Consider the following 25,930-nt stretch of genomic DNA (forward strand, 5'->3'; position numbering starts at 1 on the left):
GCGGTTGGGCGGTTTTATCTCGCTCGCAATCTGCACACCTTGAGCCGTATGTTTGCCAACTGACTCGCAATGTTTCCCCGCGCAACTGGGCGAAGCGCCTGTCGTGCTTATCATTGTGCCGCAAGCGAAGGAGAGTGCGAATGAAATACCAATGGATGTTGCTAGGCGCAATCAGCCTCACGGGGTGCGTGACGATTACCGAATCAGACAACCACGATGTGAAAAGCGATCCGGTCGAAATGGCGGAATCACGCATTGCGCTGGGGCTGGGGTATCTAGATAACGGCCGAATGATCAAAGCGCGGGAAAACCTCGAAAAAGCGCTGCAACACGCCCCTCATTATTACCGCGCGCAACTCTCGATGGCCCACTACTTTGAAATCGTCGACGAAACGGATGCCGCTCGCCAAGCATACCGCGCGGCGCTGCGCGATCATCCGAAGAACGGGAATGTGCTCAATAATTACGGGACATTTCTGTGCAAGCATGGCGAGTATCAACAAGCCGACACCTACTTCAACCGCGCTGTCGAACAGCCCTACTACTATCTGATTTCTGCCAGCTATGAGAACGCCGCGTTTTGCGCGCTCAAATCCGGCGACAAATCGAAAGCCGCTTATTATTTTAAACGCGCCATCGACCACGATCCGACTCGCGTTCGCTCCGTGTTACAGCTGTCAAAACTGGAGATCGAACAAGGTGACTTCACCCAAGCTCGAATTAAATTGATGGCATTTCATCAGCGCTATGGCTATCAAAAAGCCTCATTAGAATTGTTGGTGGAACTGGAAAAACAGGCGGGCAATACCGCATTGGAGAAAAAGTATCAGCACATTCTTCTGACACTTTCTCCCTCATGATCAGCGCCGCTTGCCGATGTTGGTTGGGCGGCCATCTTTACCGCCTTTGCGGTCGCGGTAATGGGTTCGACGTAAACGTCGAACCTTTTTAGAACGCTGAATCTTCAGATATTCGCGATATAAGATACGAATAAACAGCACAAGACCGATCAGTAAGATAATCGAGAATACAGAAAGAAACGGTACACATAGCCAATCAGGCTGACATGGTGAATAGATTTCAAAGTCCATGGCCAACCTCCTCTGCTGTTATCTTGTGAATTAGTTTAGCATTTTTCGCTCAGCCACCGCTTGCGTTGTTCGGCATTTTGAAACGTCCATGCCACAAAGCGACTGACTTTCTGTCCTTGTTGCATCTCTATTACTTTTATCGACTGAACGCCAACTTTCTCCAGTTGTTTTTTCAACCAGCGTACATTATCGCTTTTCGAAATCAGGGTCGTGAACCACAAAACCTGTTGCGCAAACAGCTTGCTTTCTACCGCCATGGTTTTCACAAACGCCGCTTCGCCGCCAGGACACCACAACTCAGCTTTCTGACCGCCAAAGTTCAATGTTGGCGCGTGCGCACTTGCTTTCGCCGAGACCTCTTGCGCAACCCCTTTCTTACGTTGATTGTCCCGCAAGTTGCGAATTTTGCGTTCTGTGCCTTGCTGCGCTTCCGCCAAAGAAGCATGGAACGGCGGGTTACAGGTGGTCACGTCATAGCGTTCATCTTTGCCAATCACGCCACTGAAAATCGCTTTGCTGTTTTTCTGCAGGCGACATTCAATGCGCCCTTTGAGCACCGCGTTCCCCTGCGCAATCAGATTGGCTTGCTTGACCGAAATGGGATCCACATCACTGCCGGTATAGTGCCAGCCGTATTCTGTCACGCCAACAATGGGGTAAATGCAGTTCGCCCCGACGCCAATATCTAGCGCTTTGACGCGATGGTGTACAAGCGCCGGACATTCCTCAGCCAATAAATCAGCCACACGATGAATATAGTCAGCGCGGCCCGGAATCGGCGGACAAAGATAACCGGCCGGAAGATCCCAAAACGTGACACCGTAATGATGCGCCAGTAACGCTTTGTTCAACAGCTTCACGGCCACCGGGTCAGAAAATGGAATGCTCCATTCCCCTTTCGGGTTCTTAATGAGGTGGCGTTCTAGCTCTGGCAAAGCTTTACACAATGCTGGGAAATCGTAATTGCCTTTGTGTTGATTTCGCGGATGCAACCCCGCTTTGCCTTTGAGCGGCGTGGGCGCTTTTTTCTTCGCGCTCGGCGCATTCACCGACTGGCCGCCAGATTGAGGTTTCACGGTTGGTTTTGCGCGGCGCTCAGATGGGCGCACAAACGGACGTGTTGATTTCGACATCGAGTTATTTTCCCGCCTTCAGTTCAAGCACCATCATGTATAAACGAGCATCAAGCTCCAACTGATGATAGTTCGGCTCCATGTGACAGCACAGCTGATAAAAGGCTTTGTTGTGTTCTTTTTCGCGTAAATGCGCCAGTTCGTGAACCACCAGCATGCGCAGTAACGGCTCTGGGGCATTTTTGAATGCACTGGCGATACGAATTTCGTTTTTGGCTTTGATTTTGTTGCCGTGTACGCGAGAAACGTAAGTGTGCAATCCCAACGCATTATTGATGAGATGGATTTTACCGTCGTACACCACTTTGCTCAGCGGCGCGGTCTTTTTCATGTACTGATTCTTGATATCCATCGTGTAGTTGAACAGCGCTTTTTCACTTTGAATGTCATGACGCTGCGGGTAACGCTGCTCAAACCAAGCCACCAACTTGCCAGACTCGACCAAGCGTTGAACCGGTTCTAGAATGTGAGCAGGATAACCGTGAATGTATTTCAGTACCGAATGCATAACAGGACCACTTTGACAGGCCAAAAATTTAAGGTCGCAAAGTGTAACCGAAACCCGGCTGTGAATCATCCTGCCAATTTGCATCCACTGCCGTTCGCCGTTACACTCTGCGCCTTTCCACACTTCGCGAGCGCCCCATGAAACGAGTTGTTTTGTACGTTAAAGATAAATGCCCACACTGCAAAGATGCCCAGCGCTATCTGGATGCTAAAGGGGTGAAATACCGCCTGTGCAACGCCAAAATGGAACGTGGCCGCAAAGAACTCGATGCGATGGGTGCGCGTAGTGTGCCCGTATTGAAGATTGGCGATCGCATGATGATCGGCTGGAACCCAACCAATTTCGACCGCATTTACAACAGTAAATAATCCTAAACGTACTGTTTGACGAACTCGATGAAGGTGCGATCGGCATTCGATAAATAGCCATCCTTGCGCCAAGCCAGCGCCAAATCGAGCCACACCGGCGGTTCAAACGGAATCGCGGTGACCTCGGGTTCGTTATCGGTCACCAATTCCAACAATGCCGTGATCGCGTATTCATGTTTCACTATGCTGAGGATCATCGGCAGCAAGTTGGTTTCAAACGAGAAATTGGCATTGAATTTGTGCTCTTTGCACACTTTATCGATGAACTCTCGGTGAAAATACCCCGGCTTGAACATCACCAGTTCATGTTCAAAAAACTCATCAAAACGAATCTGCGTGCGCTGCGCCAATTCATGTTCGTTCCCCACCACCGCCACCATTTGCGATGACAACAACGGGTCAATTTCCAGATCCGGAGGGAGATCGTGGTTGAGAATCACGCCAATATCCAACTCGCCCGACAGCAACATGTGACGAATCGACTGTGACCCCGCTTCGATGATCGTCATCTTGAGGTTCGGGAAATGACTTTTAAATGCCATTACGATTTGTGGAAAGAAGTAAGACCCCATCATGCTCGGCGCACCCAACCGCACTTCGCCTTTGACCAAGCCTTTGAGTTCATCCATCGCCAATTGTGCATCTTCAATTTGCTGCAAGATGCGCGTGGCGTGCTCAAGCAACACCATCCCTTCATGAGTGAGCGTGACTTTGCGCTCGTCGCGCTTAAACAGCACTACGCCCAGTTGCTGCTCAAACTTCTTGATTGAAATACTCAGCGCCGGCTGTGCAATGTGCAACGCTTTCGCTGCCTGAGTAAAACTCTCGTTGCGTGCAACCGAAACAAAATGTTTGAGATGACGTGTGTCCATAAGGCTCCAACCTCGTTGTTTAGCCCACTGCTCGGCGTGAACTTCCCCATATATAATTTATATGAGGTCAATATTTTTAATATATTTTATTAATTCACTCGCTGCTGATACTTTGGTCACATCGTTGTATGAGCCGAGTTGAGTTGTCGCCATGATTGAATTAAGCAGCCCCCAATATCGCAAAGTGACCTTTGCCCTCGCCTTCGGGTCATTTTTGGTTTTCTGCAACCTCTATTTGTTCCAGCCGATGCTGCCTTACATGGCGAAACACTTTGCGGTGTCGGAAACACAGATCAACTGGCTGTTCGCAGCATCCACATTGGCCTTGTCGGTCAGTTTGGTGCCTTGGGCGATCAGCTCTGAAGCCATTGGGCGTCGCCGCGTGATGCTGCTCGGCCTGTTTGCCATGCCGATGATCGGCGTGATGATGCTGATCAGCGGCGAATTTTGGGTATTGGTGTTGGCGCGCGCATTCATGGGCGTGGCGCTCGCCGCGTTTGCATCCGTGGCAGTAGCCTATATGGTGGAAGAGCTGTCACCACAAGCCTTTAGTAAAGCGATTGGCGGCTATATCGCGGCCAACTCACTGGGCGGGATCAGCGGCCGTATTTTTGGTGGGTTACTAACCGATGCATTGGGGTGGCAGCAAGCGGTGATCGCCATGGCTGGTTTCACCTTCATTGGTGCACTCGTGGTGCTGGCGTGTTTGCCCGCTCAAATCAACTTTAAACCGCAACGCGGCATGTTCTTTCATCACAATCGCGCGCTGGTGAAACACCTGTCCAACCGCACCATATGGCTTGCGATGTTGATCGGCGGCGCCAACTTTGCGCTGTTTGTGAACCTCTACTCGGTCATGGGCTTTCGCTTGGTCGCAGAACCTTATTCAATGCCGATTGGCCTCGCATCACTGATTTTCCTGTGCTATCTGGCGGGCACATTGAGTTCAAAATTGACCGCCAACTGGACCAAACGCTACCCACCAATCACTGGCATGGTCGTCGGCGGTGTGCTGAGTATGGCGGGCATGTTGATTGCGTTGGTCGAATCAATCCCGTTCATGATGCTAGGCTTGATGCTGATTAGCTTTGGCGCCTTTTTTACTCACACATTGGCCTATGCCTGGGTCAGCCAGAAAGCCACCGAAGCCAAAGCAACGGCCACTGCGCTCTATTTAGTGCACTATTATGTGGGCGGCAGCTTGGGCGGTTTCTATCTGCTCTACTGCTGGCAACATGGCGGTTGGCACATGGTCACCGCGGGCGGCCTCGTCGTATATGCCGTGCTTTTTACCTTATGCTGGCGATTAAGCCTGCGCCACAAAAGCACCGCCGCCAACAGCACGACCACGGTTTTAAAATCTTCTCATTAAGTTGTGGTATTCTTGCCGCGAAATAGACAACAACGACGACAAGAATATGAGCTCAACGACCAACAATCAGGCCATCGCCGCCAGCGTTAATCAATGGTTAGACGACGTGGTGATCGGCCTGAACCTGTGCCCTTTTGCGGCCAAACCTCAGCGCAATCAGCAGATTAAAATTTATGTCAGCAACGCCACTCGCGAAGAAGAACTGCTGCAAGACATTCTGGATCAGTTGCTGGAACTCGATACCAAAGCACCGCAAGAACTGGAAACCACACTCGTTGTTGTGCCAGATATGCTGCACGATTTCACCGACTACAACTTCTTCATTGATTGGGTGGAAGCGCTCATTCGCCAGCAAGATTGGGAGGGCGTATTCCAAGTTGCGACATTCCACCCCAATTACTACTTTGCCGGAACAGAGCCGGACGATGCTGAAAACCTCACCAATCGCGCGCCGTATCCGATCTTCCATTTGATCCGCGAAGAGAGCATGGAAAAAGTGCTCAAGCATTACCCGAATCCGGAAGCGATTCCTGACACAAATATCCAGCGTGTCTCGAGCCTCAGCGACGCAGAACGTCAGGCGCTGTTCCCGTACCTGTTTCGCAAATAAATGACAGCAGCACACGGGGAGAAAAGTCGCGGATGGCCTAAATCTTAATGGGATTTAACCGTTGAAAATGCTACCCTTACGCCATCATTCTTAGTGAGAGAATAAAATGAGCAAATTAACGACAGATATTCAAGCTAACCTTGAATTGTTCATCAAAGAGTCCCAAGAAAACAACCTTGTTTGGGGCCTGCGTAATGAAGAAGGCTGGTTGTCTTGTGAATCGACGGAATTTGAAGAGAGCGAAGTGATGCCATTTTGGTCATCGAAAGAAGACGCGCAATTTCATAACGTCGAAGAGTGGGCCGATTTCGAAGTACTGGAAATCCCGCTGGATATCTTCGTTGAAGATTGGCTGATCACGCTGGACGAAGACGGCGTGCTGGTTGGCATCAACTGGAACGCGAATCTCGATGGGAAAGAACTTGAACCATCAGAACTCGCCAAGCTGTATCTGTAATCGTACCCAATAAGGCGCTCGCAACAGCGCCTTCTTTATTTTCTAACGAATCATCTCCTATTTTTAGCCATCGGACTGAAAGCATGCATTTATCTAAGCTGACGCAAGACATTTACGATCACCTTTACCGCGACATCACTGAGTTTCGTAGTACGTTTGACCTACCAGTAGCCGCGCCTGCGAGCTTGGATGGTAAAGCCGATACCCTGCACACGTCGCTGGCCATTGAAGAGTTGACCGAACTTGCCGAAGCAGACAACAAAACTGAACAAGCCGATGCGATCGTCGATAGCGTTTACGTGTTAATGGGCCGTTTGGTACACCTCGGCGACACAAATGTCAGCGACAACCTCGCGATCAGCTACCTGATTGATCTGCTGCTGAACGTGGCTGTCAACCGCGGCATTGATTTCCTTCCTTGCTGGGATGAAGTACACAGCTCAAACATGAGTAAAGTGTGCCGCAACGAGCAAGAATACGCGGAAACCGAAGCGTTCTACGCCAAGCAAGGCATTCAGTTGATGGCGGTACAAAAAGGCGATTACATCATCGCAAAATGTGCGCAGGATTTTGTCTCTGAAGGCAAAACCATCCGTCAGGGCAAAGTGCTGAAATCAGTTTACTACCGCCCAGCAGACCTGGCGAAACTGACGCAATAAGCGCCGCACAATAAAAAATATCAAGACGCCAAAAAGCCAGAGCAGACTCTGGCTTTTTTGTGGGCGATGGTTCGGGTGTGTCACGTCAAGATGGTTTGGATGTATCACGTCAAGAAGCAACGACCTGCGTTTCGAAACGACGGTCTTTGTAATAGAACTCTCGGTCGCGCTCGTTAATCTCTCTCACCACGCGGCATGGGTTTCCGACCGCCACGACATTGCTTGGAATGTCTTTGGTCACCACACTACCCGCGCCAATGACCGAGTTCTCCCCAATCGTCACGCCAGGCAAAACCACCGAGTTTGCACCAATCCAAACATTGCGACCAATGTGAATGGGAATATTAAATTGTGCGACCTTCTCTCGATACTCTGGCGCAACGGGATGTCCTGCGGTCGCCAACGTCACGTTAGGACCAAACATCACATAATCACCAATGTAGATATCAGTATCGTCGACTAACGTCAGATTGAAGTTGGCATACACATGATGGCCCAAGTGAGTATGCCGCCCCCAATTAGCATGCAGCGGTGGTTCGATGTAGCAATCCTCACCCATTTCGGCAAAAAAACGGCGCAAGATCGTTTGCCTTAGCGCCTGCTGCGTTGGCCGCGTGTGATTAAAATCATACAACACATCCAAACATCGCTGTTGTTCCTGCGCCAATCCTTCATCGTTGCAGTAGTAAACCTGTTGGCTGTGCATTTTGTGTTTAATATTCATAACACTCCTCATGATCGTCATGGGTCGCAATGCCCTCCGATATTTTCAGCGTGAAGAACATGCCACCACCAGACGATTTGCCCCTAAACTTTGAACGCCTGCAGTCGGTCCGTCAATTGGGCCGACGCCTGATCGATGCGCTGATTGATTGCCGAAATCGCCGCCGCACATTGAGAAATATCATCACTTAACCGATTGGTCTGCGAGACATGCCCATTCAACTCGCGCATCAAGATGCCTTGTTGCTGCGAGGACGATGAAATCATCGTGTTGATCGAAATAATTCGCTCCACAGCGTCCTGCATCTTTTGCATTTGCACAACCACTTGCTTTGTAACGTTTCGACATGCATCACTACTTTCACGCGTTTCAAAGAAATAGACTTCATGTGACCGACCCAATAAAAAAGCCCCTAAAATGTCAACGTCGTCATAGTTGTTATCCCCCGATAAACCAGACTCATTTTAGGAGCAAATAATCATGTAATGAATAGAACAACCCACAGGTTGGAACGTTCATTCCAACCCGTGTATTGCTATGCGGCGTTACCACCAAGCTTCGATTTGAACACCGTAGTTGATCGTGTCGTCACTCTTGCCGCTGTTAAACGTATTGTCGTTTTCATTGTCTTTGAAGTAGCTGGCAAAGAAGCGAATTTCTGGTCGAGCAAAGAAGGACTCACCCGCAGAGATGGCATGCGCGATGGTAAATTTGGTCCCACCAGATTTCTCTTCTGAGCCTGAATCCCAAGTTTTCTTCTGATCAAAATAGCCAACTTCGACCATGGTTTTGTTGTAAGGCGACCAGTTGTAGGTCGGACGGGCAACAAATGAGAACAGGTCTTCTTTGTCCAGCCAATCACCGTGATCTTGTGCATGGCCGTACGTCAGCACATGGTTGATCATGAAGTTGTCGGTGATTTTCACTTCACCCGTATTGATAAAGCGGAAGCCTTTCGCATCGCTCACATCGCCACTCCAAATATCATACCAACCACCCCCTTGAGAAATGGCGTTCTGCGCTAAGCCTTTGTCCATGTATTGCAACACAACCTTGTTCCAACCCAAGGAGAAGCTTTGGCTTAGTTCTGCGGTTAACATCAGGCCATTCTTGAAGTCGTCCGTCAGCGACTCTTGATCATCGCTTGGGTTGACCACTGCGTAATCCAGACCAAACTCCGTCCACGCGCCTTCCCATGGGCTAAACCCGGCATAGCGTAAATCAAGGAAGTAGGTGTTCAGATCGCCGTAGCTGGTTTCATTGCCGCTGCTGTCCCAAGTCGAGAGCTCATTGTCAGCGCGCACGACCGCGGCTGAAATGGCGCCAGTGCTGAGTTTAATATTCTCAATCCCCACACCGTAACCTGAAATATTCCAGTATTTGGTGTCAATGATGTGCAGATCGTGACGTTGGTAAAAACGTTTACCCGCCCAAATCACAGCATCTGGCGAGGCTGGAATATAACCTTTCGCCTGAATATTCAGCTGTTTGATGGCGAAATTGGCGCTGTCATCTTTCGATGTTTCAGATTCCAGATTTCCATCGGACGACATTTCAAACATACTTTCAAAGTACATCGAACGACCTTCCGCGTTGAATAACTCTTGTCCAAGTCCAATTTCAGAATAGGTATCGTACTCGTTACCCAGGCGACCTAGTTTTGTTTTGTTAAACTCATCGCCACCTTCAGTGCCACCGCCATCGGCACTTGCACCCAGACCTGCTCGGACATATCCGTGAAAATCAACAGCAGAAACTTGAGTAGCCAGTAAGGAGCCTAAAATTGCGACTGCCAATGTTGTCTTTTTCATTTTATTTCCCTTTTGTTTTTCGAGTTATTGGTTTGGGTAAATATGCCTGAGTACGGGATTCAGGCATGACTTACCCGTGAGACAAAAATTTGTCTCATTGCCTTTTAAATCACTTCATGAATTTAAAATTTATTATTTACTTTTTATTTTTAATAACAGCGACCTGATATTCACTCAAAATAATTTCATGACCTATCGTTTCACCATTATTCATATTCACCCATTGTCCTTTTGGTGATTGAATGACCCGTTGATCCGATAATAAATTCATCATAAATAGATATTGATAATCATCATCCTCTCTTGTTGTCACCGAAACACCATACGGAATGACGTCCAATGGCGCTTGAATATGATGCTGCGCCACCAAAGCTCGATAAAACGCGCGGTTAAATTCAACCTCCGTTCGCGCAGCAATATAATAGGCGCAGCCTTTCCCGTGCGTGTTTCGCGTCAGCATTGGTTTGCCAGTAAACATATCCGATGTGAAATGCGCTAAAACGTCCGCCGTTTCTGCATGGATATGCTCCATCAAATGCTTGGCCGTAAACTCGCCATCCAATTGGAACTGGGGTGTGGAAGACGCCGCAAAAGCGACTCGCTCTTCATCGTAAAGTGAATCAATCTCTTCCGCCCAGATACCCAGCGTACGACGCAGTGGACTGTGTTCACCGCCCGGGAAACCACCTAAGAAGCAGAGATCGTTTTCATCTACAATGCCACTCCAGTAAGTTGCGACCAAGGTACCACCTTGTTCAACAAACGCTTCTAGACGTTCCGCCACCCCCGGTTTTACGAGATACAGCATTGGCGCCACCACCACTTGATAGGGCGAGAAATCACTCAGTTGCTCAATGATGTCGCAGTTGATGCCTTGTTCCCAGAACCCGCGATAGTGATCGCATACGGTTTGTTCATAATGCATGCCCTGATTACGCGGGCCGGAAGCATCATCCAGCGCCCAGCGGTTTTCCCAATCAAAAATGATGGCAACGTCCGCTTTCGTCCCTGTGCCTGCAACGTCATTGATGCGCATCAGGTACTCACCGACTGCCGTCACTTCTTTGCCAGTACGGGTGTCGGCATGCCCCACATGGTCGATGACCGCACCATGGAATTTTTCGACTGAACCCCGGCTCTTTCGCCATTGAAAGTACTGCACTGAATCAGAACCATGCGCGACCGCTTGCAGCGATGACAACAGGTGCATGCCATTCCGTTTGAGCTTGGTGATCGGCTGCCAGTTGGTTTGACTGGGTGTCGATTCCATTAACAGAAATGGCTGCTGCTTCAAGGTGCGCATCAAGTCGTGGTACATCGCGGTATAACACGCCAGCGCCACCTCATCGTGGTCGCGATGCCACAGCGGATAGCTGTCCCAAGAGATCACATCAATCGCTTTGGCGAGCTCCCAGTAGTTGTAGTCATAGAAGTATTCCATGAAGTTGGCAGTGGTCGGCAACGCCGGATTCACAGCTTTTAATGGCGCAATTTCATGTTGGCAGAAGTTCGACACGCGATCGGTACAGAAACGCTTCCAATCGAGCTTCAAACCATGCACCGAGTTTTCACCAATCGGTGATGGCGACTCAATCTGCTCCCAACTTGAATAGTTGTGGCTCCAAAATGTGCTCCACCACTGCTTGTTCAACTTGTCCAGCGATTGATATTTGGCTTTGAGCCATACACGGAATGCGTCTTGGCAATAGTGACAATGGCAATCTCCTCCGTACTCGTTTGAGACGTGCCAACCAATCACCGCCGGATGATGACTGTAACGTTCCGCCAGCTTGGTGTTGATGATCGCCACTTTATTGCGATAGTTCGGCGAGCTGTAACAGTGGTTATGACGTTCACCATGCAACTGCTTCACTCGCTGACTGTTCACGCGTAGCACGTCTGGATAACGTTGCGACAACCAGGCGGGACGAGCGCCACTTGGGGTGGCCAGAAAGACCGAGATGTCATTCTCTGCCAAGCGGTCAAGGACGTTATCCAACCATTCAAACTGGAACTCTCCCTCCGTCGGTTCCAGTGCAGACCAACTGAAAATACCGACCGACATAACATTGCAGCGGGTTTGCTTCATCAATTCGATGTCTTTGGCCAGAATGTCAGGTCGATCTAACCATTGTTCAGGGTTGTAATCTGCACCATGCAGCAGCCCTTTTATCTTGGGAATCACAAAATTTTTATTAGTCATTATTTGCCTTTAAATACTTTCAGTGACGGTAAAGCGTTACCTTCAAAATCAAACAGCGCCTGGTTTTCCCATGAGTTCCCCATGTCCCATTTATCGCCGCTGTAGTCCATCCCCGCTTCAGTCGACCATGTGGCGCCATCAATCGGTAACCAAGCGGGCTCCCAGTAGTAGATTCCCAAACCTTTTTGATCAGGCAGAGCATTCATCAATGTCATGATGTCTGAAAGGTAATGCGCCTGACCGTTCACGCTAACCTCGTAGCCTTCAATTGGCCCGGATTCTGAGTAACCATTTGGCAATGCGTCGCCATTTTTGCTGGTGAACGGAAACGAGGTTTCAACCAACACAATCGGTTTGTGATAACGATTGATGACATCGTTCATGTTGGCTTTCACTTTGGCGATCGGCCCGTGCCACCATGGGTAGTACGACATGCCAATCACATCAAATGCCACGTCGCGTTTGGTGATTTCATCAAACCACCAGCGGAATAAACCGTTGTCGCCCGCTTCTGCTAAATGCAGCATGATCTGAATATCTTTACCGCCGGCGTTGTCATGCACGGCTTGAATGCCAGACTTGAGCAATACCGCGAGACGATCGAACTCTTTCCCATCTTGGCCCCAACTTTTACCATCGGGCCACAACATGCCGCCATTGAGCTCATTGCCCACCTGCACCATGTCTGGCACGACTCCCGCTTTGAGATGCGCTTGCATGACAGCGGCCGTGTAGTCATATACTTTTTGGTTCAGCGCATCAAAACTGAGGTTTTCCCACGCTTTGGGCTTTTGCTGTTTCTTCGGATCGGCCCAAAAATCGCTGTAATGAATGTCGAGCAAGAACGTCATGCCATTTTCCTGAGCGCGTTTGCCCAGCTCAATCGAACGCTCAAGCGTATTATTACCGCCGCCGTAAACTTGGCCATCAACTGAAGCAGGATCAACCCACACGCGTGCACGAATCGAATTCACGCCGTTGTCTTTTAGAATTTGAACCAAATCTTCTTGCGTGCCATTTTGATAATATTTACCGCCCAACTTTTCAATTTCAGGCAACATGGAAATATCCATACCGCGAATAAAGTCGGCGCGTAATTCAGGTGCAGTCATCTCCACAGTCGATTGCGTTGACGAGCTATTTGGCGTCGTCGTCATGGATTGATTGGCGGTTTGACAGCCAGCAAGCGCCACTGCCGCACTGATCAGTGCAACCTTAAATTTGATAGTCATCGTGTTCCCTCTTCGATTAGCCTTTGGTACTACCGGCAGTTAGGCCAGACACAAAATATTTTTGTAGCGATAAATAGAGCAACGCGACAGGAATGGAGATCAGCACCGCACCCGCTGCGTAAGTGGTATAACTTGCGCCCATTTTCTCTACCACCAAGTTATATAAACCGATCGGTAAGGTGTAATTTTCTGGTGTTCTTAATATCGTGGTTGCCAGAATAAAATCCCCCAATGGACCGGTGAAAGAAAATAAAGCAACCACCGCGATAATTGGCTTGGAAATTGGCAATATAATTTCAAGAAAAATTCGAATATTACTGGCGCCATCCATTTTCGCTGATTCATCCAGATCTTTCGGAATCGCATCCAGATAACCTTTCATCAAATAGGTATTCATCGGAATCATGCCGCCGACATACACCAACACCAACGCAAGATGGCTGTTGATGAGGCCCAGCATCTGCGCCAGGACAAAAATGGCAATCAATGCGGAAAATTGTGGAATCATCTGTAACAACAGGAACAGCATCAACCCATTCTTACGCCCTTTAAAGCGAAAACGTGAGAACGCATACGAGGTACATGACACACTGACCAGCGTTAACACCATAGTTAAAAAACTGATTTTTAAGCTGTTCCAAAACCAAGTCAGATACGCCACTTTGTCATTGGCAAACAGTGTTGCGTAGTGGCTCCACGTCGGGTTGTCTGGGAAAATCGATTCACCCATGATGCTGTTGCCCGGATAGAACGATGCACCAACCGTCCACACCAACGGATAGATAATGATGACGGAGACCGCGGCGATCAGCAGGTAACTGAGCGTCAGACGAATGCGATTACTGCGCTTAATACTCATCATTTATCTCGTCTCCTCTTTGAATGACTTCGTCATGCGGAATTGCCACAGAGCGATCCCCACCACGAAGATAGACAACAGCAGTGTAATCGCCGAGGCGATGCCATATTGCGACGAAGACATGGTCAGTTTGTATATCCATGACACCAGAATATCCGTGCCCCCGGCGTTACTGCCAATCACTGCAGGGCCACCGTTATTAAACAGATAAATGATATTGAAGTTATTGAAATTAAAGGTGTATTGCGTGATCAATATCGGCGCAATCGAGTACAACACCAGCGGCAACGTAATGGTTTTGAGTTGCTGAAATTTACTTGCGCCATCCATAGTCGCCGCTTCATACAAATCATTTGGAATGGCTTGCAGTACTCCTGTGGTCATTGCAAATACAAACGGGAAACCCAACCAAGTTTGAATCGCGATCAACGCCACTTTGGTCCAGAACGGATCGGTGAGCCATGCTTTGGGTTCGATACCAAAGAAATCCAAAATCACGTTGTTGATCACACCAAAACTGTCGTTGAACATCCCGGTAAAAATCAGAATGGTCACAAAGCCAGGAACCGCCCATGGAAGAATGAAAATCGTACGAATCAACGGTTTGAATTTGAGGTCCTTTTGATTCACTAAAATCGCGAGTAACACGCCAACGGTGCACTGCAACGTTGAAGCCAATAACGTCCACACAATGGTCCACTGCAGCACATCAAAGAACGTGTTGCGCCATAGGTTGATCTGGAAAATATTAAAGAAATTCTTCAACCCAACCCAATCGACCAGTTTTGCTGGCGGGGAGTTGTACAAGTTGTAATTGGTAAACCCAATGGCAAAGCCAAAAATAATCGGAAAAACAACGACAAAGACCAACAAAATAAACCCGGGGCTAATCATCAAATAAGGAAAGCCCGCGTTGATCACGTTGCGATATTGAACACGTAGAGAGTTCAGTGGCTTGCCTTCATCCAGTAATTTCCCGTTTTGAAACGCGTCGTTCATACTCAATGCGTAGACGACGAGCCCAAAGCACATCACTAATAATGCAATCACCCCTTCCGCCAATAAAAAGACCGAATTGTCTTGCGGAAGGTTTTCCCCCAGAGTGCGAATTCCCCACATGCCGTGGGCAATAAAATCGCGGCTAACGCCATAAAAACTTACTAAAAGAACAAAAAACAGAGCACCTTTCACGAACTGACGGTTATAAAACTGACCAAAGCCAGGAATTATCGCCAGTACCAAGGCGGTAAACCGATGAGAACGGTAGAACGCGGTATCGGGCTCCATGTGTTCACTCATGTCAGACATCACTTACAACTCCATATCGGAAACCATCTTGTTTGATGCTCCTGCTCCATGGACGAAGCAGGAGAACGTCATCAAACGCGATGTATCATTCACGCCATCGAATTATTGACCCATCATTGCGTGGTTGGCTTCAATTTGCATGTTGATGCTCTCGACTGCGGCATCCAACGCGCCTTTTGGATCTTGTTTATTGGTCGCGATAAGTTGCAGCGCACTGTTCGCAGGGCCCCAAACTTCGTTCATTTCAGGAATAGAAGGCATCGATGTGGAGTGAATAGATTGCATCGCGACTGCGCGCGCACCTGGGTCATTTTTAATCACCGGATCATCCACCAGCTTGGTCACGGCCGGTACTTCACCCGTTAATTCAAAGCGGTGTTTCGCGTTGTCGTAGTTATTGATGAATTCAATAAACTCCTGGGCCAATGCTTTGTTTTTAGAGAAGGTCGAGATGCTATAACTCTTCACCCCCATAAACGATCCCATCGGCTCACCCGACGGCAGTTTAGGCAGTGGTGCAACACCGTAGTTGATGCCGGCTTCTTTATAAGGTTGCAGTGACCAAGGACCCGTTTGAACGATGGCCGCTTTATTAGAGGTAAACAAGGAATCAATCGCGTTCAGACCATTGTTGCCAATAATGCCGGTTGGAAACACTTTCGATTGATAGAATTTTTGAATGTATGACGCACCTTCAACGGCGCCAGGGTTGTTGAGCAGCACTCGATTTGAATCATATGAGCCGTCTGCTTTCTTCGCAAAAACGTCACCGCCCATGCCGTTTAAAATACCGTAGGTGTAATACAGCTCATCCCATTTTGCTAATAAGCCATATTTACCCTCTTCTCGAAATTTCTTCGACAATTCGAATATTTCATCGAGCGTGTCGGGCAACTCTGGAATAAGGTCTTTGTTATAGACCATAAATACAGTTTCCACAGATTTAGGTAAACCATACAACACACCATTATAAGTCAACGCATCAATCGAAGACTGGCTGAATGTATTGATAACTTCAGGTTTAGATTGAATTGGCGCAAGTAATCCTTGAATCACAGCACCGCCAATTTGGTCATGTGGAATCAGAATAACATCCGGCCCCGTACCTGCTGGGCCATCCATGCGCAGGGATTCAACTTGGCCACCATAAGGCATTTCAAGCACTTGCACCTTCACATCATGTTGTTTTTCGAATGCGGCAACCGCATCAGCGTTCCCAAACGCTTTTTGAATATCTTCCCAAACTAATAAGGATTGCTGAGCGAATGCCAGTGGAGAACATAGCAATGCAGTCGTCGCAGCAAGGATATTTATATTTTTACTAAATTTTTTACTGTCCATAAATTTTCTCGCCTTATTTTTATTAGTAGAAATAAAATTTATGGTGCAAATATGCTTTATTGTGTTATTTTTTCCCATACAGGTGATTCATTGATGTGATTTAAATCACTAACCGTGACAAGCATTGTGATTAATCAAACATGTGAAAAATAAAATTTACTAAATAAAAACGAATTTGATCACATCATCTTATTTAATTTTTATCCAATTATAAGGAATTCAACATGTCTTCTATTCTGCTATCCAATGTCGTTAAGCGTTTTGGCAATGTCCAAACCATCCATGATGTGAATCTTTCTATTGATGAAGGCGAATTTGTGGTGTTTGTCGGCCCATCGGGCTGTGGGAAATCTACGTTGCTAAGAATGATCGCTGGCTTGGAAGATATCAGCGGTGGTGATATTTCTATTGCTGGCAATATCGTCAACGATACACCACCTTCAGAACGAGGCGTCGCCATGGTGTTTCAATCCTACGCACTCTACCCGCACATGACGGTGGCGGAAAACATGGGGTATTCACTGAAAGTAAACAAAGTTCCGAAAGAAGAGCGCGAGAAAAAAGTCCAACTGGTAAGCAAAGCATTACAGTTAGAAAGCTTGCTCGATCGTAAGCCCGCTCAACTCTCGGGTGGCCAGCGTCAGCGCGTTGCGATTGGTCGTGCGATCGTTCGCGACCCGAAGGTGTTTCTGTTTGACGAACCGTTGTCCAACCTCGACGCGGAACTGCGTGTCGATATGCGCCTACACATTGCCAAACTTCATCAAGAGCTGAAATCGACCATGGTGTACGTCACACACGATCAAGTCGAAGCGATGACGTTGGCTGATAAAATTGTCGTGCTTCGTGATGGCCAAGTCGAGCAAGTGGGGTCACCCATGGATCTCTATCATCGCCCGAAAAACAAATTCGTCGCGGGCTTCATTGGCTCTCCTAAAATGAACTTCTTGCCTTGCACCGTGGTGGCGCAAGATGATATCAGCTTAACCGTTAAACTGGCGTTGGGTCAGCAGTTGACCCTGCCAATTGCCACCGCCCGCCTACCACACGGCGCTGAATTAACCTTAGGGGTCAGACCGGAGCACCTCTCCACCGAACCCGATGCCGTCCAGCTTGATTTCCAGTGTGAAGTGGTTGAACGATTGGGGGGCATGACTTACGTATTTGGTCAATGTGGTGGCGTGGATGATTTTAAATATTTGCTGCATGGTGACACGCAAACTAAGCCACGCGAAGCGGTATCCTTGTACACGTCTGTAACGTGTTTGCATATTTTTGAACCGGATGGAAATGCCATTCAATTCAATGCGGTAGACTCTACGCATTAAAGAATCGTTGACCAAGGAACGCCGGAGCGTTCCTTGGTCTTCCCTCTTGCAGTCAAATAAAGCAGGTGATCACCTTGGCGACTCTGAAAGATATCGCACAACGCGCTAACATATCGACGTCTACTATATCTCGCTTCTTAAATGACGATCCGACGTTATCCGTCAGTGACAAGAAAAAACAGGCCATACTCGAAGCCGTCGAAGCCTTGGGTTATACATCGCCGAAACGCAGTAAAAAACAATTCGACCATAAACCGGTGGCCGCAGAAACATTCGACCGCGCCATGAGCCACGAAGTGCTCATGATTAATTTTCTGACCCCGACCCAAGAAATCGATGATCCATATTTCACGTCGATTCGAGCCGGTATTCAAAACCGATGTTTGGAAAAGGGCGTGACATTGCGAACGCTGCATCTTCATCAAGTGGATGCCAATTTAACCTTGATGAAAAATGCCGAAGCGGTCATTGCGGTCGGCCATTTTTCACCAAGTGAAACCGAGTATCTCTATCGCAATAACAAAAATCTTATTTTCGTGGATTCTAATCCGTTGGGGTTGAAAACCGATGCCGTGCTGATCGACCGAATGGCACTGGCGACAGACGTCATGGCGTACATTTTGAAAAGCGATTGCAAACGCCCGGCCTTTATTGGCAATAACGAAGCACGCTTACACGCCTTTCGCGAAGTAACGCGTTCACGGGGGTTATATCAGGAAAATTTTTGCAAAGTGAGCAAAGAGTACTGCATTGAATCTGGCTATCAGGCCATGAAAGACATGCTGCGCTACGACGAATTACCCGATGTCGTGTATGCCGCTACCGATATGGTTGCTGTCGGCGTCTATCGCGCCATTTATGAGCACGAACTGTCGATACCCGATGATATTCAAGTGATCGGCACCAATGACATCTCATCAGCTCGACACATGAGCCCAAGCCTCACCACCATGCGCTTATTCCCATTTGAAATGGGCGAAGCGGCCATTGATATGTTTATTGAAAAAACACAAGGCAGAAAATATAAGAAAAACATTTTCTTTAACCACGAATTTGTGTGGCGAGATAGTTTTAAAATTAATTAACCTTAACCGTGATTTCGTATTCACGATAATACGAAATCACGATTCCCATCTCAAATAGAAATATAATTAAATCGTTGAATGTTGACACCCATAACGATTTATTAAGTAAATTTACTAATTCAAGTATTCTCGCTATCAAACGGGAATTCCCATTCTCTTATTTATACACTTTCTTATTTATTATCCGCGGAACAATCACCAGCTCACTCGATCCGCTGATGATCGCCGTGCTGCGCCATCACATCAGGCTTTTGGAGGTTGGCGCAGTACTTGCCAAACCATTGAAACCACCGATGGATGCCGCGTTAACCACCAGTTAATTGATGAATGGGGATTGTTTCAACTTCGCGATTTCGGTTTCAATGCAACTATCTTTTATCTAATTTTTGTTTGAGTCTTTGTTATGTGACTGTGGCGGACGATTTTTATCGTGCAACCCTTTACAATCCATATGCACTCCGTGCGATAAAATAAAAAGGGAAAAACATGAAAACGCTTATCTACGAAGCTTTGATTAGCCTTGCTAGCCAAGAACCGGAACAACACGCCCAGATTCGCCAAGATCTTTACGAGCAATTGGATTTGCCGTTTGATAAGCAACTGGCGCTGTATTCATGTGCTCTTGGTCCTGCTAGCTCAGGAAAACTTGAGAGTCCTGAAGGCATCAATAACGCTGTGGATCGCGCGGTTAAACTCCTGGAAACACCAGAGCACTAATCGAGTCCACCTCTCATTCACGGCCCAATCCCCCAGGGCCGTTTTTGTATCTGACGTTTCACAATGTCATAAGCTCAATGGTTCGAAACCGAATATCACCCGCGTCCAGCAACAACCCTCTTCCCGTTAAAACTTCCAGCGCAAACTCAAGTTATACACCGCTTTTGAAAACCGCCCATCATGCTCCAGTAAGGGAGTCGCGTAGTCAAAGACAAGATGTAAATGTTGGCGATACCCCGTTTCAAAGCCGATTGCGGCGGAAGAAGTATCAGCATAAGGCAATACCAAACGCACCTGTTCCGCATAAGCGTAATCAACCAGTACAAAGGGATTAAAGTAGATATTTTTTCGTCGGCTTTTGTACATGAATTTGAGTTCTGCCCCATAGCCGCGATCGCCTTCTAACGTGCCTTCTGAATAGGCACGACCGTAATTCACGCCGCCAAAGTTCACCCGCTGCGATGGCACAATGGGGTCATTGGCATACAAGCCATTCGCGCGTAATGACAGTACATAGCGCATTGCCATCGTGTACGAAGCAGCAACATCGAGGTTGTAGAACATCATCCCTTCATCGTAAATCGTCTGTTGGCCTAAATCACTTTCATAGTGAAATGCGCCATTAATACTTCGATTCACGCCAATACCAAAGGCAAACGCTAAGTCGTCTGTAACGCGTTGCGCATTGACGTGCAATCGAGCAATTAGATAACGAAGCGAATCTTCCAACGCGCCAAGATAGGTGTCATTCAATGACAACCCATATTCTCTGTCTTCAGTTTCGTAAAGTAGCCCTAACTCCGCTGTCACCCGATTATTTTTATTCAATACAAACGGATACGCCAATCCATAGTTTGCCGACTGACGTTCAATTCGATTGGCAATATTCACTTCGTTCCCGCCCACGACAAGGCCCGTGTCATCCTTATCTTGGTAATAGGACAAATTCAACCGGCTGGTCCATCCGTCGTAACCTAGCGCATGGGTCAATGCAGCGGCGTAGTATTGTTGGTCGCCGCCATCAATCGGGATCAGTCCAGTCAATTGGATCGTCTCTAGAGATGCTTGATTGACATTGGCTTTGAGCCCTACCGACATATTTTTATCGCCGCGTTGCTGCATCGAATAACCGACAAACGGCTCGAAGATTTCTCGATTTTTTTGTTCAACACGTAATGAGGTGGCGCCCGAGCGTGTTTTTGGCCGGGGCAAGGCCATTGAAAATTGATAACCAGGAATGGCATGAATCAACGCGATCGCCCGTTCCAATGACGCCTGCTGCGCAGGTTTTTGATTTACCACCGATGCGAGAATCGATTGAATACGCTGTTTGACAGCCTCATCATCGACCACCACTTCACTGCGAATGATGTAACCTTCCACCACAGTGATCGTCAGCTTGCCGTCCGAAAAACCATGTTGACCGACCGTCGCAAATGCAAGCGGAAAGCCTGAAGCGTGAAAGCGTTCGGAAACGCGACTAATCGCAATTTGCACCAAATCCGTCGAATAAGGTTGTCCAATCAGAAACTCCACGTCTTGTGCCAACAGATTTAAATCCAACGACGTGCCACCAGAAAAATGGATGGTTTGAATGATCTCGGCGCTCTGTGCATCAACGTCGCCCACCATACTTTCTACCGCGGAAGTGTCGATCGGTTCCGACTCGATATCAAGAATGCCTTTGGGTGTCACCAGCAACGGTGGCTCATTGGCTTCAATGACAAATGAAAAACACAAGAAAATGAAGGAAATGAAGAGAACAGCCGGCTTTTTTCCCATAGACAAACTCCTGCGGGGCTATGATTCGCCCCGCTTTTTTTTGTGAACAAGCTTATTGCCCCAAGACCGGGGTCAAAACGTTCGCACTGAGATAGTTCAACAATTGACTGGTTTCTGTTGAATCGGATACCGACAGCGTATCGTCAGCCAATAGAGAACCCGACACACTGCTCAGCGATACGGTCTCGACGGTCATCCCCGTTAACGAGCCGACCAACGTCGTCAGACTTTGAGCTGTCGAACCGAGCAAATCTTTCAATGGCATGGATGTCGCGTCCAAGTCGCTCAAGTTCAACAGCGTGCTATCGAGTTCAAGAGAAGCCAATAACCCCGTATCAAGACTCAGCACGTCGCCGAGGCTTTGAGTGACCACCGTCAGATTCCCTTGCACATCCGTGTAAAGGCCACCACCGAGATCAAGATCGCCCACGCCAGCCAGTTGTTTACCGTTTAACGTGTCTTGCAGCTGTTCTTTCAAGGCTGACAATGACGCGTCTTGCTGGCTCAACTCGTTGAATAGCAACGCCGTCATTCCGTGCTCACCCACAAATACCGTCCCCAGATTGTTCACCGTCCCATCCGCATTCATGAGTAAAGCGGTCGTGCCTTGTTTGAGAGATGTAGAAGAGAGATAGACCAAACTAGGGACAGCCGTTTGCATCTCACCCAGATCGTTGACCAAAATCAGAGCATGACCTTTCAGATCAATCATGTCCCCAGCTTGAACCAGAATCGGAGCGGTCATGACCGAAACACTTTCAGTCAACCCATAAATGCCGCCCTGATCAGACGTGTGAAACGCCAGCCATTGGCCCACATTTTCCACCTTCCCGCCTAGATCAGACACCGTTTCGCCAGTAAACGTTAACACGCCCGTTTGATTGTTGAGTTGGACAAATACCGGTAATGCATCAAGATTTGCAATGGTATCGCCAGCAGACACTACGGTTGTCCCTAATTGGGTGGTGGCGCTGCTCGCACCTTGCGCGGTGGTTGATAGGTAGTCTTGATTCACGTCGAGCGAACGAGCGGTGAGCGGTAACCCTTCACCCAGCGCTGTCACTACTTCGCCCAAGTTCACCAACACCTCTCCGGAACCCGTCGTAATCGTATCTAGCGTTTCCGTTAACTCACTCTGTGAGATTGCGCCGCCCGTTTCAGACACCACATTTTTTGCCGATTGTGTGCTGACAACATCTTCGCTGGTGACTGAGGATGAACCTTCTGAGTCATTCGACGCCACCGAACCGGTGCCGCTACATGCCACAAGAAAACATCCGGCCACCAAGGCCATTAATGAATGTTGATTTAAAATGGTCATCGTATCCTCCTTGATTCAGATACTGCCCGTTTTACATGGATTAGAACGCGGCTCTGGAATGCGTCCAGCCGCCGCAATAAGCTCATGGAGATTGCGATGGGTCAGCGGGAAAGGCCGCCCCATCGCGATAAATTGGCTAAGCATGGCACTATAAGTTGGCACCGTGGGCACATGCACATGACGAATGCTTCGATCGGAAAACTCCGTGAATCGGTCCATTTTCTGTGTCACAAACGCCATTGCATGGACGTATTTTGACTCCGACGCCAAGTCAAAGCCTTGAAAAACGAGGGCTGGATTATTGTATTGATCGAGGTCGGTGTTTAACTTCGACAGAGACGTTTCGATATAACTAAACATTTCAAGGACATCGTGAACAAAATGGGTCAACTGTTCATTGTCATCCTCAAAATAAATGTAGTTGCGTCGGCACTCCCAATCGAGTGCCCAATCATTACCAGAAACAACCGATTCAAGAATAAAATCTGAATCGACATGAGAAGGAGTTTTTAGGCGTTTATGGATATCACACAAGAGGATCACCACGATCCTTTGAAAGGTATTCAAAATCATAACCAACGACCTCATCACTTTCTTGTAATTATTATCTTTTTATTAATCATGAATGCAATAACACGCTATTCGATATAAATCATGGTGAGTAAATAAATAAAAATCCAGTGACTAAAAAAGATCGTACAAACTACTTAGTGATAAATATAACAACACAATAACAATGGGTATTTTAATTAACTTATTCATTCGAATACCTTTTCGAACATCGTCAGCTCAATGTTTGCACACAAAACTCAAAAAACGTTGTTTCAATGCCACTCGTTTCATTTATTTTTTATGACATTCGTCACATAAAAATACTATCTTTTACTGTCAACCCACCTACGATTAAATTTGAATGAGCACCACAAAAAGTCTCAATTTGTGGAAACTTATTAAATGATTTCATTGAAATTTGACTATTATAACCCTTACGTCAGAGGCAATTAATATGAATACTTTCAATTACCTAGCAACAAAGTCGTGGTGCATCGTGAGCGCTTTCCTAAGTGATACCAAAGGGGCATCGGGGATTGAGTACGCCATCATCGCCACGATTGCCGCCATTGCAATCGCCCTATTTTCAACTGGAGATGACACCATTGCGGATCGCATTGAAGCGGTGCTGACCGGCGTGCGTGATGCACTCCCTACCACCGCTGATGACGTTTAAGGTTTGAGTATACGTTTCAATGGGAATCAGCCTCACTTATTTAGGGCTTTTATTCACGGCAAGTATTTTTGATATTAAAACCATGCGGGTGCCCAACATCATCAGTTATTTATTAATGTTGTGCCCTCCTGTTTTTATCGCGATGATTCATCCCAACGTCGGTCTGGCGATTGAATATAAGTCGATTTTGTTAACACTTGCCTTAACCTTGCCTGGATTGATGAAAGGCGTTTTCGGTGCAGCCGATATTAAAATATTAATCGGCATTGCATCTATTTTTCCTTTTGATGTCATGGCGATATATCTATTTATTACATTTTCGATTTTTATTGTGTACAGCACATTTAAATATAGCGACAGAAATGAAGCACCTTTTGTTCCAGCGGTGTTCGTCAGTACCAGTTTATTTGGATTGATTGGGTGGGTGTCAATATGATGATGAAACCAGAGTTTCTAACCTATCGATTGATTCGGCAGCGCGGGTCCGTGGCTATCGAAACCGTATGCTTGATGCCTGTGATCATTATTTTGTTGTTTGCGGTCATTCATTATTCGATGATTTTCTTTGCCGCAAACCTTTTTGATTACGCCGCCAAAGAGAGCATTCGCCAATCCATCGCCTACGTCGACGAAGCGTGTTATTTCGACTACGCAAGCAGTGATTGTAGTGATACTCAAGTGCTCAACAACGTATCAGGTGTCATTCGTGACAACGCGATTGGCGTGATTCAAGGCGTAACGCATGGAAAAGGCGCCAGCCTCGGCTCATTGTTTGGCGTCACACTCCCCGACTCGTTGATCACGATATCAGCCATCGAGAGTGGCGGCTGTTGCGAAGTGACGATCTCGTTACCGAATTACCAAGAGACACCGTTTTTACCCACGGGCATGATTGACGGTTTGCTGCCTGGTGACGGCTCGGTTTTTCCAACAGAAATTACCGCATCAGCGGTACTCAAACTGAATTAGGAGCGCGCCATGACTTATCCCTTAAACAAAGCGAAAGCGCTCAAACTCTCCGCCATGATCTTATTTGCGATTGCCGTTGTATTTTTAGTCTCCGGTATGTTGACAGCTAACCCATCCCCTCCCAAAAACGCGGCCGTCAGCAAGCCCATTGAGCAGTATGATGCGTGGGTGGTGGTCGATGACTTAACCCAAGGCACACTCATCACACGCGACATGATGAAACCCACTCGAGTCACTCAACTAGGCGATTCATTGATCCAAAACCCCGACGTCGCCCTTGGTCGCCGCGTGAAACAAGACGTCATTGCAGGCGCCTACCTCACTTCAAAAATGTTGGTGCCAAATCGCCCAGTCATCGATGACCTACCCGAAAACTATCGCGCTATCGCCATTCGAGCCGGTGAAGTGCTCACCGTCGGTGGGTATTTGCAACCCGGCGATCATGTCGATGTGATGCTGTTGCTCAAGCCCAATAAAGAATCCGGCGCCATCACCAGCGCACGCCGAATTGCTTCCGATTTAATGGTATTGGCGATAGGCCAACAGCAAAATGGCACGGACAAATTTGAACGGGAAGCGCAAGCCAAATCGGTCGTCTTAGCCGTCCATGAATCGTTGGCCCCCGTTCTCCTGCTCGCAGATGCTTCAGGAGAAATTCGCTTGGCCGCGGTGGGCAGCAAAGAGTTAGCGGCAGGCACTTATGAGCCATCACTCACGCTGCCCGCCATGCTGCTTCAAACCGCATCCTTGAGCACACCCCAAGTCGCTGAACGGCATGCCGCTTCCATGGCTGGCGTCGTAGAGCTGAGACAATTTAACCCGCAGCCGAAGCCCACTTCAAAACCGATCGTGCGTTCGAGCAATCCCGTCAAGCGTAGCCATCCGGCGGTCAACTACGTTGAAGTGATTCAAGGTCGTGAACGTACCGTCGTCAAAGCAAACAATTAATGGA

At 47.8% G+C, this 25,930-nt stretch carries 28 protein-coding genes; 13 read left to right on the plus strand and 15 right to left on the minus strand.

The features are described 5' to 3' along the window. Positions 1-140: 140 nt before the first annotated feature. Positions 141-860, plus strand: coding sequence for a type IV pilus biogenesis/stability protein PilW (gene pilW, locus VFA_RS07660; protein WP_004726144.1), 720 nt, complete (start codon positions 141-143; stop codon positions 858-860). On the opposite strand, the gene VFA_RS07665 is transcribed toward pilW, so the two are convergent. The 3 genes from VFA_RS07665 to VFA_RS07675 are packed head-to-tail and all read right to left on the minus strand — an operon-like array spanning position 861 to position 2,732. After that, the gene (locus VFA_RS07665; protein ID WP_004726145.1) at positions 861-1,091 is read right to left on the minus strand and encodes a hypothetical protein; all 231 of its coding nucleotides are present in this window, start codon (positions 1,089-1,091) and stop codon (positions 861-863) included. 35 nt (positions 1,092-1,126) lie between these two features. Next, the gene (gene rlmF, locus VFA_RS07670; RefSeq protein ID WP_004726146.1) at positions 1,127-2,224 is read right to left on the minus strand and encodes a 23S rRNA (adenine(1618)-N(6))-methyltransferase RlmF; all 1,098 of its coding nucleotides are present in this window, start codon (positions 2,222-2,224) and stop codon (positions 1,127-1,129) included. Positions 2,225-2,228: 4 nt separating this feature from the next. Further along, positions 2,229-2,732, minus strand: a complete 504-nt coding sequence (locus VFA_RS07675) for a M48 metallopeptidase family protein (protein ID WP_004726148.1) — start codon at positions 2,730-2,732, stop codon at positions 2,229-2,231. Positions 2,733-2,869: 137 nt separating this feature from the next. Between VFA_RS07675 and VFA_RS07680 the strand changes: the two genes are divergently transcribed. Next, the gene (locus VFA_RS07680; protein WP_038151225.1) at positions 2,870-3,100 is read left to right on the plus strand and encodes a glutaredoxin family protein; all 231 of its coding nucleotides are present in this window, start codon (positions 2,870-2,872) and stop codon (positions 3,098-3,100) included. A 2-nt stretch (positions 3,101-3,102) separates the two neighbouring features. Here VFA_RS07680 and VFA_RS07685 read toward each other — a convergent pair whose 3' ends face one another. Then, entirely contained in the window at positions 3,103-3,972 is an 870-nt protein-coding gene (locus VFA_RS07685) for a LysR family transcriptional regulator (protein ID WP_004726150.1), read from the minus strand. Positions 3,973-4,123: 151 nt separating this feature from the next. Here VFA_RS07685 and VFA_RS07690 point away from each other — a divergent pair, with 151 nt between their 5' ends. From VFA_RS07690 to VFA_RS07705, 4 genes are all read left to right on the plus strand, one after another. Further along, entirely contained in the window at positions 4,124-5,344 is a 1,221-nt protein-coding gene (locus VFA_RS07690; RefSeq protein ID WP_004726151.1) for an MFS transporter, read from the plus strand. 46 nt (positions 5,345-5,390) lie between these two features. Further along, complete coding sequence (locus VFA_RS07695; protein WP_004726152.1) at positions 5,391-5,954, plus strand: DUF1415 domain-containing protein; 564 nt, start codon at positions 5,391-5,393, stop codon at positions 5,952-5,954. A gap of 106 nt (positions 5,955-6,060) precedes the next feature. Continuing rightward, positions 6,061-6,411, plus strand: coding sequence for a DUF2750 domain-containing protein (locus VFA_RS07700; protein WP_004726153.1), 351 nt, complete (start codon positions 6,061-6,063; stop codon positions 6,409-6,411). Positions 6,412-6,494: 83 nt separating this feature from the next. Then, positions 6,495-7,070, plus strand: coding sequence for a nucleoside triphosphate pyrophosphohydrolase family protein (locus VFA_RS07705; protein WP_004726154.1), 576 nt, complete (start codon positions 6,495-6,497; stop codon positions 7,068-7,070). A 109-nt stretch (positions 7,071-7,179) separates the two neighbouring features. Here VFA_RS07705 and VFA_RS07710 read toward each other — a convergent pair whose 3' ends face one another. From VFA_RS07710 to VFA_RS07745, 8 genes are all read right to left on the minus strand, one after another. Further along, positions 7,180-7,794, minus strand: a complete 615-nt coding sequence (locus VFA_RS07710; RefSeq protein WP_004726155.1) for a sugar O-acetyltransferase — start codon at positions 7,792-7,794, stop codon at positions 7,180-7,182. Positions 7,795-7,877: 83 nt separating this feature from the next. Next, positions 7,878-8,108: a hypothetical protein gene (locus VFA_RS07715; RefSeq protein WP_038151227.1), complete on the minus strand. Its 231-nt coding sequence runs from the start codon at positions 8,106-8,108 to the stop codon at positions 7,878-7,880. A 231-nt stretch (positions 8,109-8,339) separates the two neighbouring features. Continuing rightward, a complete protein-coding gene (locus tag VFA_RS07720) occupies positions 8,340-9,605 on the minus strand; it encodes a maltoporin (protein ID WP_004726157.1) in 1,266 nt (421 codons plus the stop codon). 136 nt (positions 9,606-9,741) lie between these two features. Beyond that, entirely contained in the window at positions 9,742-11,808 is a 2,067-nt protein-coding gene (locus tag VFA_RS07725; protein WP_004726158.1) for a beta-galactosidase, read from the minus strand. After that, positions 11,808-13,040: a glycoside hydrolase family 53 protein gene (locus tag VFA_RS07730; protein WP_004726159.1), complete on the minus strand. Its 1,233-nt coding sequence runs from the start codon at positions 13,038-13,040 to the stop codon at positions 11,808-11,810. The genes VFA_RS07725 and VFA_RS07730 overlap by 1 nt, the downstream gene beginning before the upstream one ends. A 16-nt stretch (positions 13,041-13,056) precedes the next feature. Beyond that, positions 13,057-13,902 carry a sugar ABC transporter permease gene (locus VFA_RS07735; RefSeq protein ID WP_004726160.1) on the minus strand — a complete coding sequence of 282 codons (846 nt, stop codon included), beginning with the start codon at positions 13,900-13,902 and terminating at the stop codon, positions 13,057-13,059. Further along, positions 13,903-15,207, minus strand: coding sequence for a carbohydrate ABC transporter permease (locus tag VFA_RS07740; RefSeq protein ID WP_115333238.1), 1,305 nt, complete (start codon positions 15,205-15,207; stop codon positions 13,903-13,905). A 102-nt stretch (positions 15,208-15,309) separates the two neighbouring features. Continuing rightward, on the minus strand, positions 15,310-16,626 hold the full coding sequence (locus VFA_RS07745) for an extracellular solute-binding protein (protein WP_232281694.1): 1,317 nt from the start codon (positions 16,624-16,626) through the stop codon (positions 15,310-15,312). Positions 16,627-16,772: 146 nt separating this feature from the next. On the opposite strand from VFA_RS07745, the gene VFA_RS07750 reads away from it, so the two are divergent. The 3 genes from VFA_RS07750 to VFA_RS07760 all read left to right on the plus strand — a co-directional run bounded on the left by VFA_RS07750 (position 16,773) and on the right by VFA_RS07760 (position 19,678). Next, positions 16,773-17,876, plus strand: a complete 1,104-nt coding sequence (locus VFA_RS07750; protein WP_004726163.1) for an ABC transporter ATP-binding protein — start codon at positions 16,773-16,775, stop codon at positions 17,874-17,876. A gap of 65 nt (positions 17,877-17,941) precedes the next feature. Beyond that, positions 17,942-18,961 (plus strand): LacI family DNA-binding transcriptional regulator, encoded by a 1,020-nt coding sequence (locus VFA_RS07755; protein WP_004726164.1) that lies wholly within the window; start codon positions 17,942-17,944, stop codon positions 18,959-18,961. Between the two features lie 486 nt (positions 18,962-19,447). After that, positions 19,448-19,678, plus strand: a complete 231-nt coding sequence (locus tag VFA_RS07760) for a PAS factor family protein (protein WP_004726165.1) — start codon at positions 19,448-19,450, stop codon at positions 19,676-19,678. Between the two features lie 126 nt (positions 19,679-19,804). Here VFA_RS07760 and VFA_RS07765 read toward each other — a convergent pair whose 3' ends face one another. From VFA_RS07765 to VFA_RS07775, 3 genes are read right to left on the minus strand one after another with little or no spacing between them, the layout of a single operon-like run. After that, positions 19,805-21,460, minus strand: a complete 1,656-nt coding sequence (locus VFA_RS07765) for a POTRA domain-containing protein (protein ID WP_004726166.1) — start codon at positions 21,458-21,460, stop codon at positions 19,805-19,807. 52 nt (positions 21,461-21,512) lie between these two features. Beyond that, positions 21,513-22,781, minus strand: coding sequence for a collagen-like triple helix repeat-containing protein (locus VFA_RS07770; protein ID WP_004726167.1), 1,269 nt, complete (start codon positions 22,779-22,781; stop codon positions 21,513-21,515). 15 nt (positions 22,782-22,796) lie between these two features. Further along, positions 22,797-23,354, minus strand: a complete 558-nt coding sequence (locus VFA_RS07775) for a YfbU family protein (protein WP_038151232.1) — start codon at positions 23,352-23,354, stop codon at positions 22,797-22,799. Between the two features lie 433 nt (positions 23,355-23,787). Between VFA_RS07775 and VFA_RS07780 the strand changes: the two genes are divergently transcribed. From VFA_RS07780 to cpaB, 4 genes are read left to right on the plus strand one after another with little or no spacing between them, the layout of a single operon-like run. Next, the gene (locus VFA_RS07780) at positions 23,788-24,009 is read left to right on the plus strand and encodes a Flp family type IVb pilin (RefSeq protein WP_050780250.1); all 222 of its coding nucleotides are present in this window, start codon (positions 23,788-23,790) and stop codon (positions 24,007-24,009) included. Positions 24,010-24,028: 19 nt separating this feature from the next. After that, positions 24,029-24,445 (plus strand): prepilin peptidase, encoded by a 417-nt coding sequence (locus VFA_RS07785; protein WP_038151235.1) that lies wholly within the window; start codon positions 24,029-24,031, stop codon positions 24,443-24,445. Further along, complete coding sequence (locus tag VFA_RS07790) at positions 24,442-24,978, plus strand: TadE/TadG family type IV pilus assembly protein (protein ID WP_231623459.1); 537 nt, start codon at positions 24,442-24,444, stop codon at positions 24,976-24,978. Before VFA_RS07785 ends, VFA_RS07790 begins: the two co-directional genes overlap by 4 nt. Positions 24,979-24,987: 9 nt before the next feature. After that, positions 24,988-25,926 carry a Flp pilus assembly protein CpaB gene (cpaB, locus tag VFA_RS07795; protein WP_004726170.1) on the plus strand — a complete coding sequence of 313 codons (939 nt, stop codon included), beginning with the start codon at positions 24,988-24,990 and terminating at the stop codon, positions 25,924-25,926. The last annotated feature ends 4 nt before the right edge of the window (positions 25,927-25,930 follow it).

This window comes from Vibrio furnissii CIP 102972 (assembly GCF_000176175.1).
Taxonomy (GTDB): domain Bacteria; phylum Pseudomonadota; class Gammaproteobacteria; order Enterobacterales; family Vibrionaceae; genus Vibrio; species Vibrio furnissii.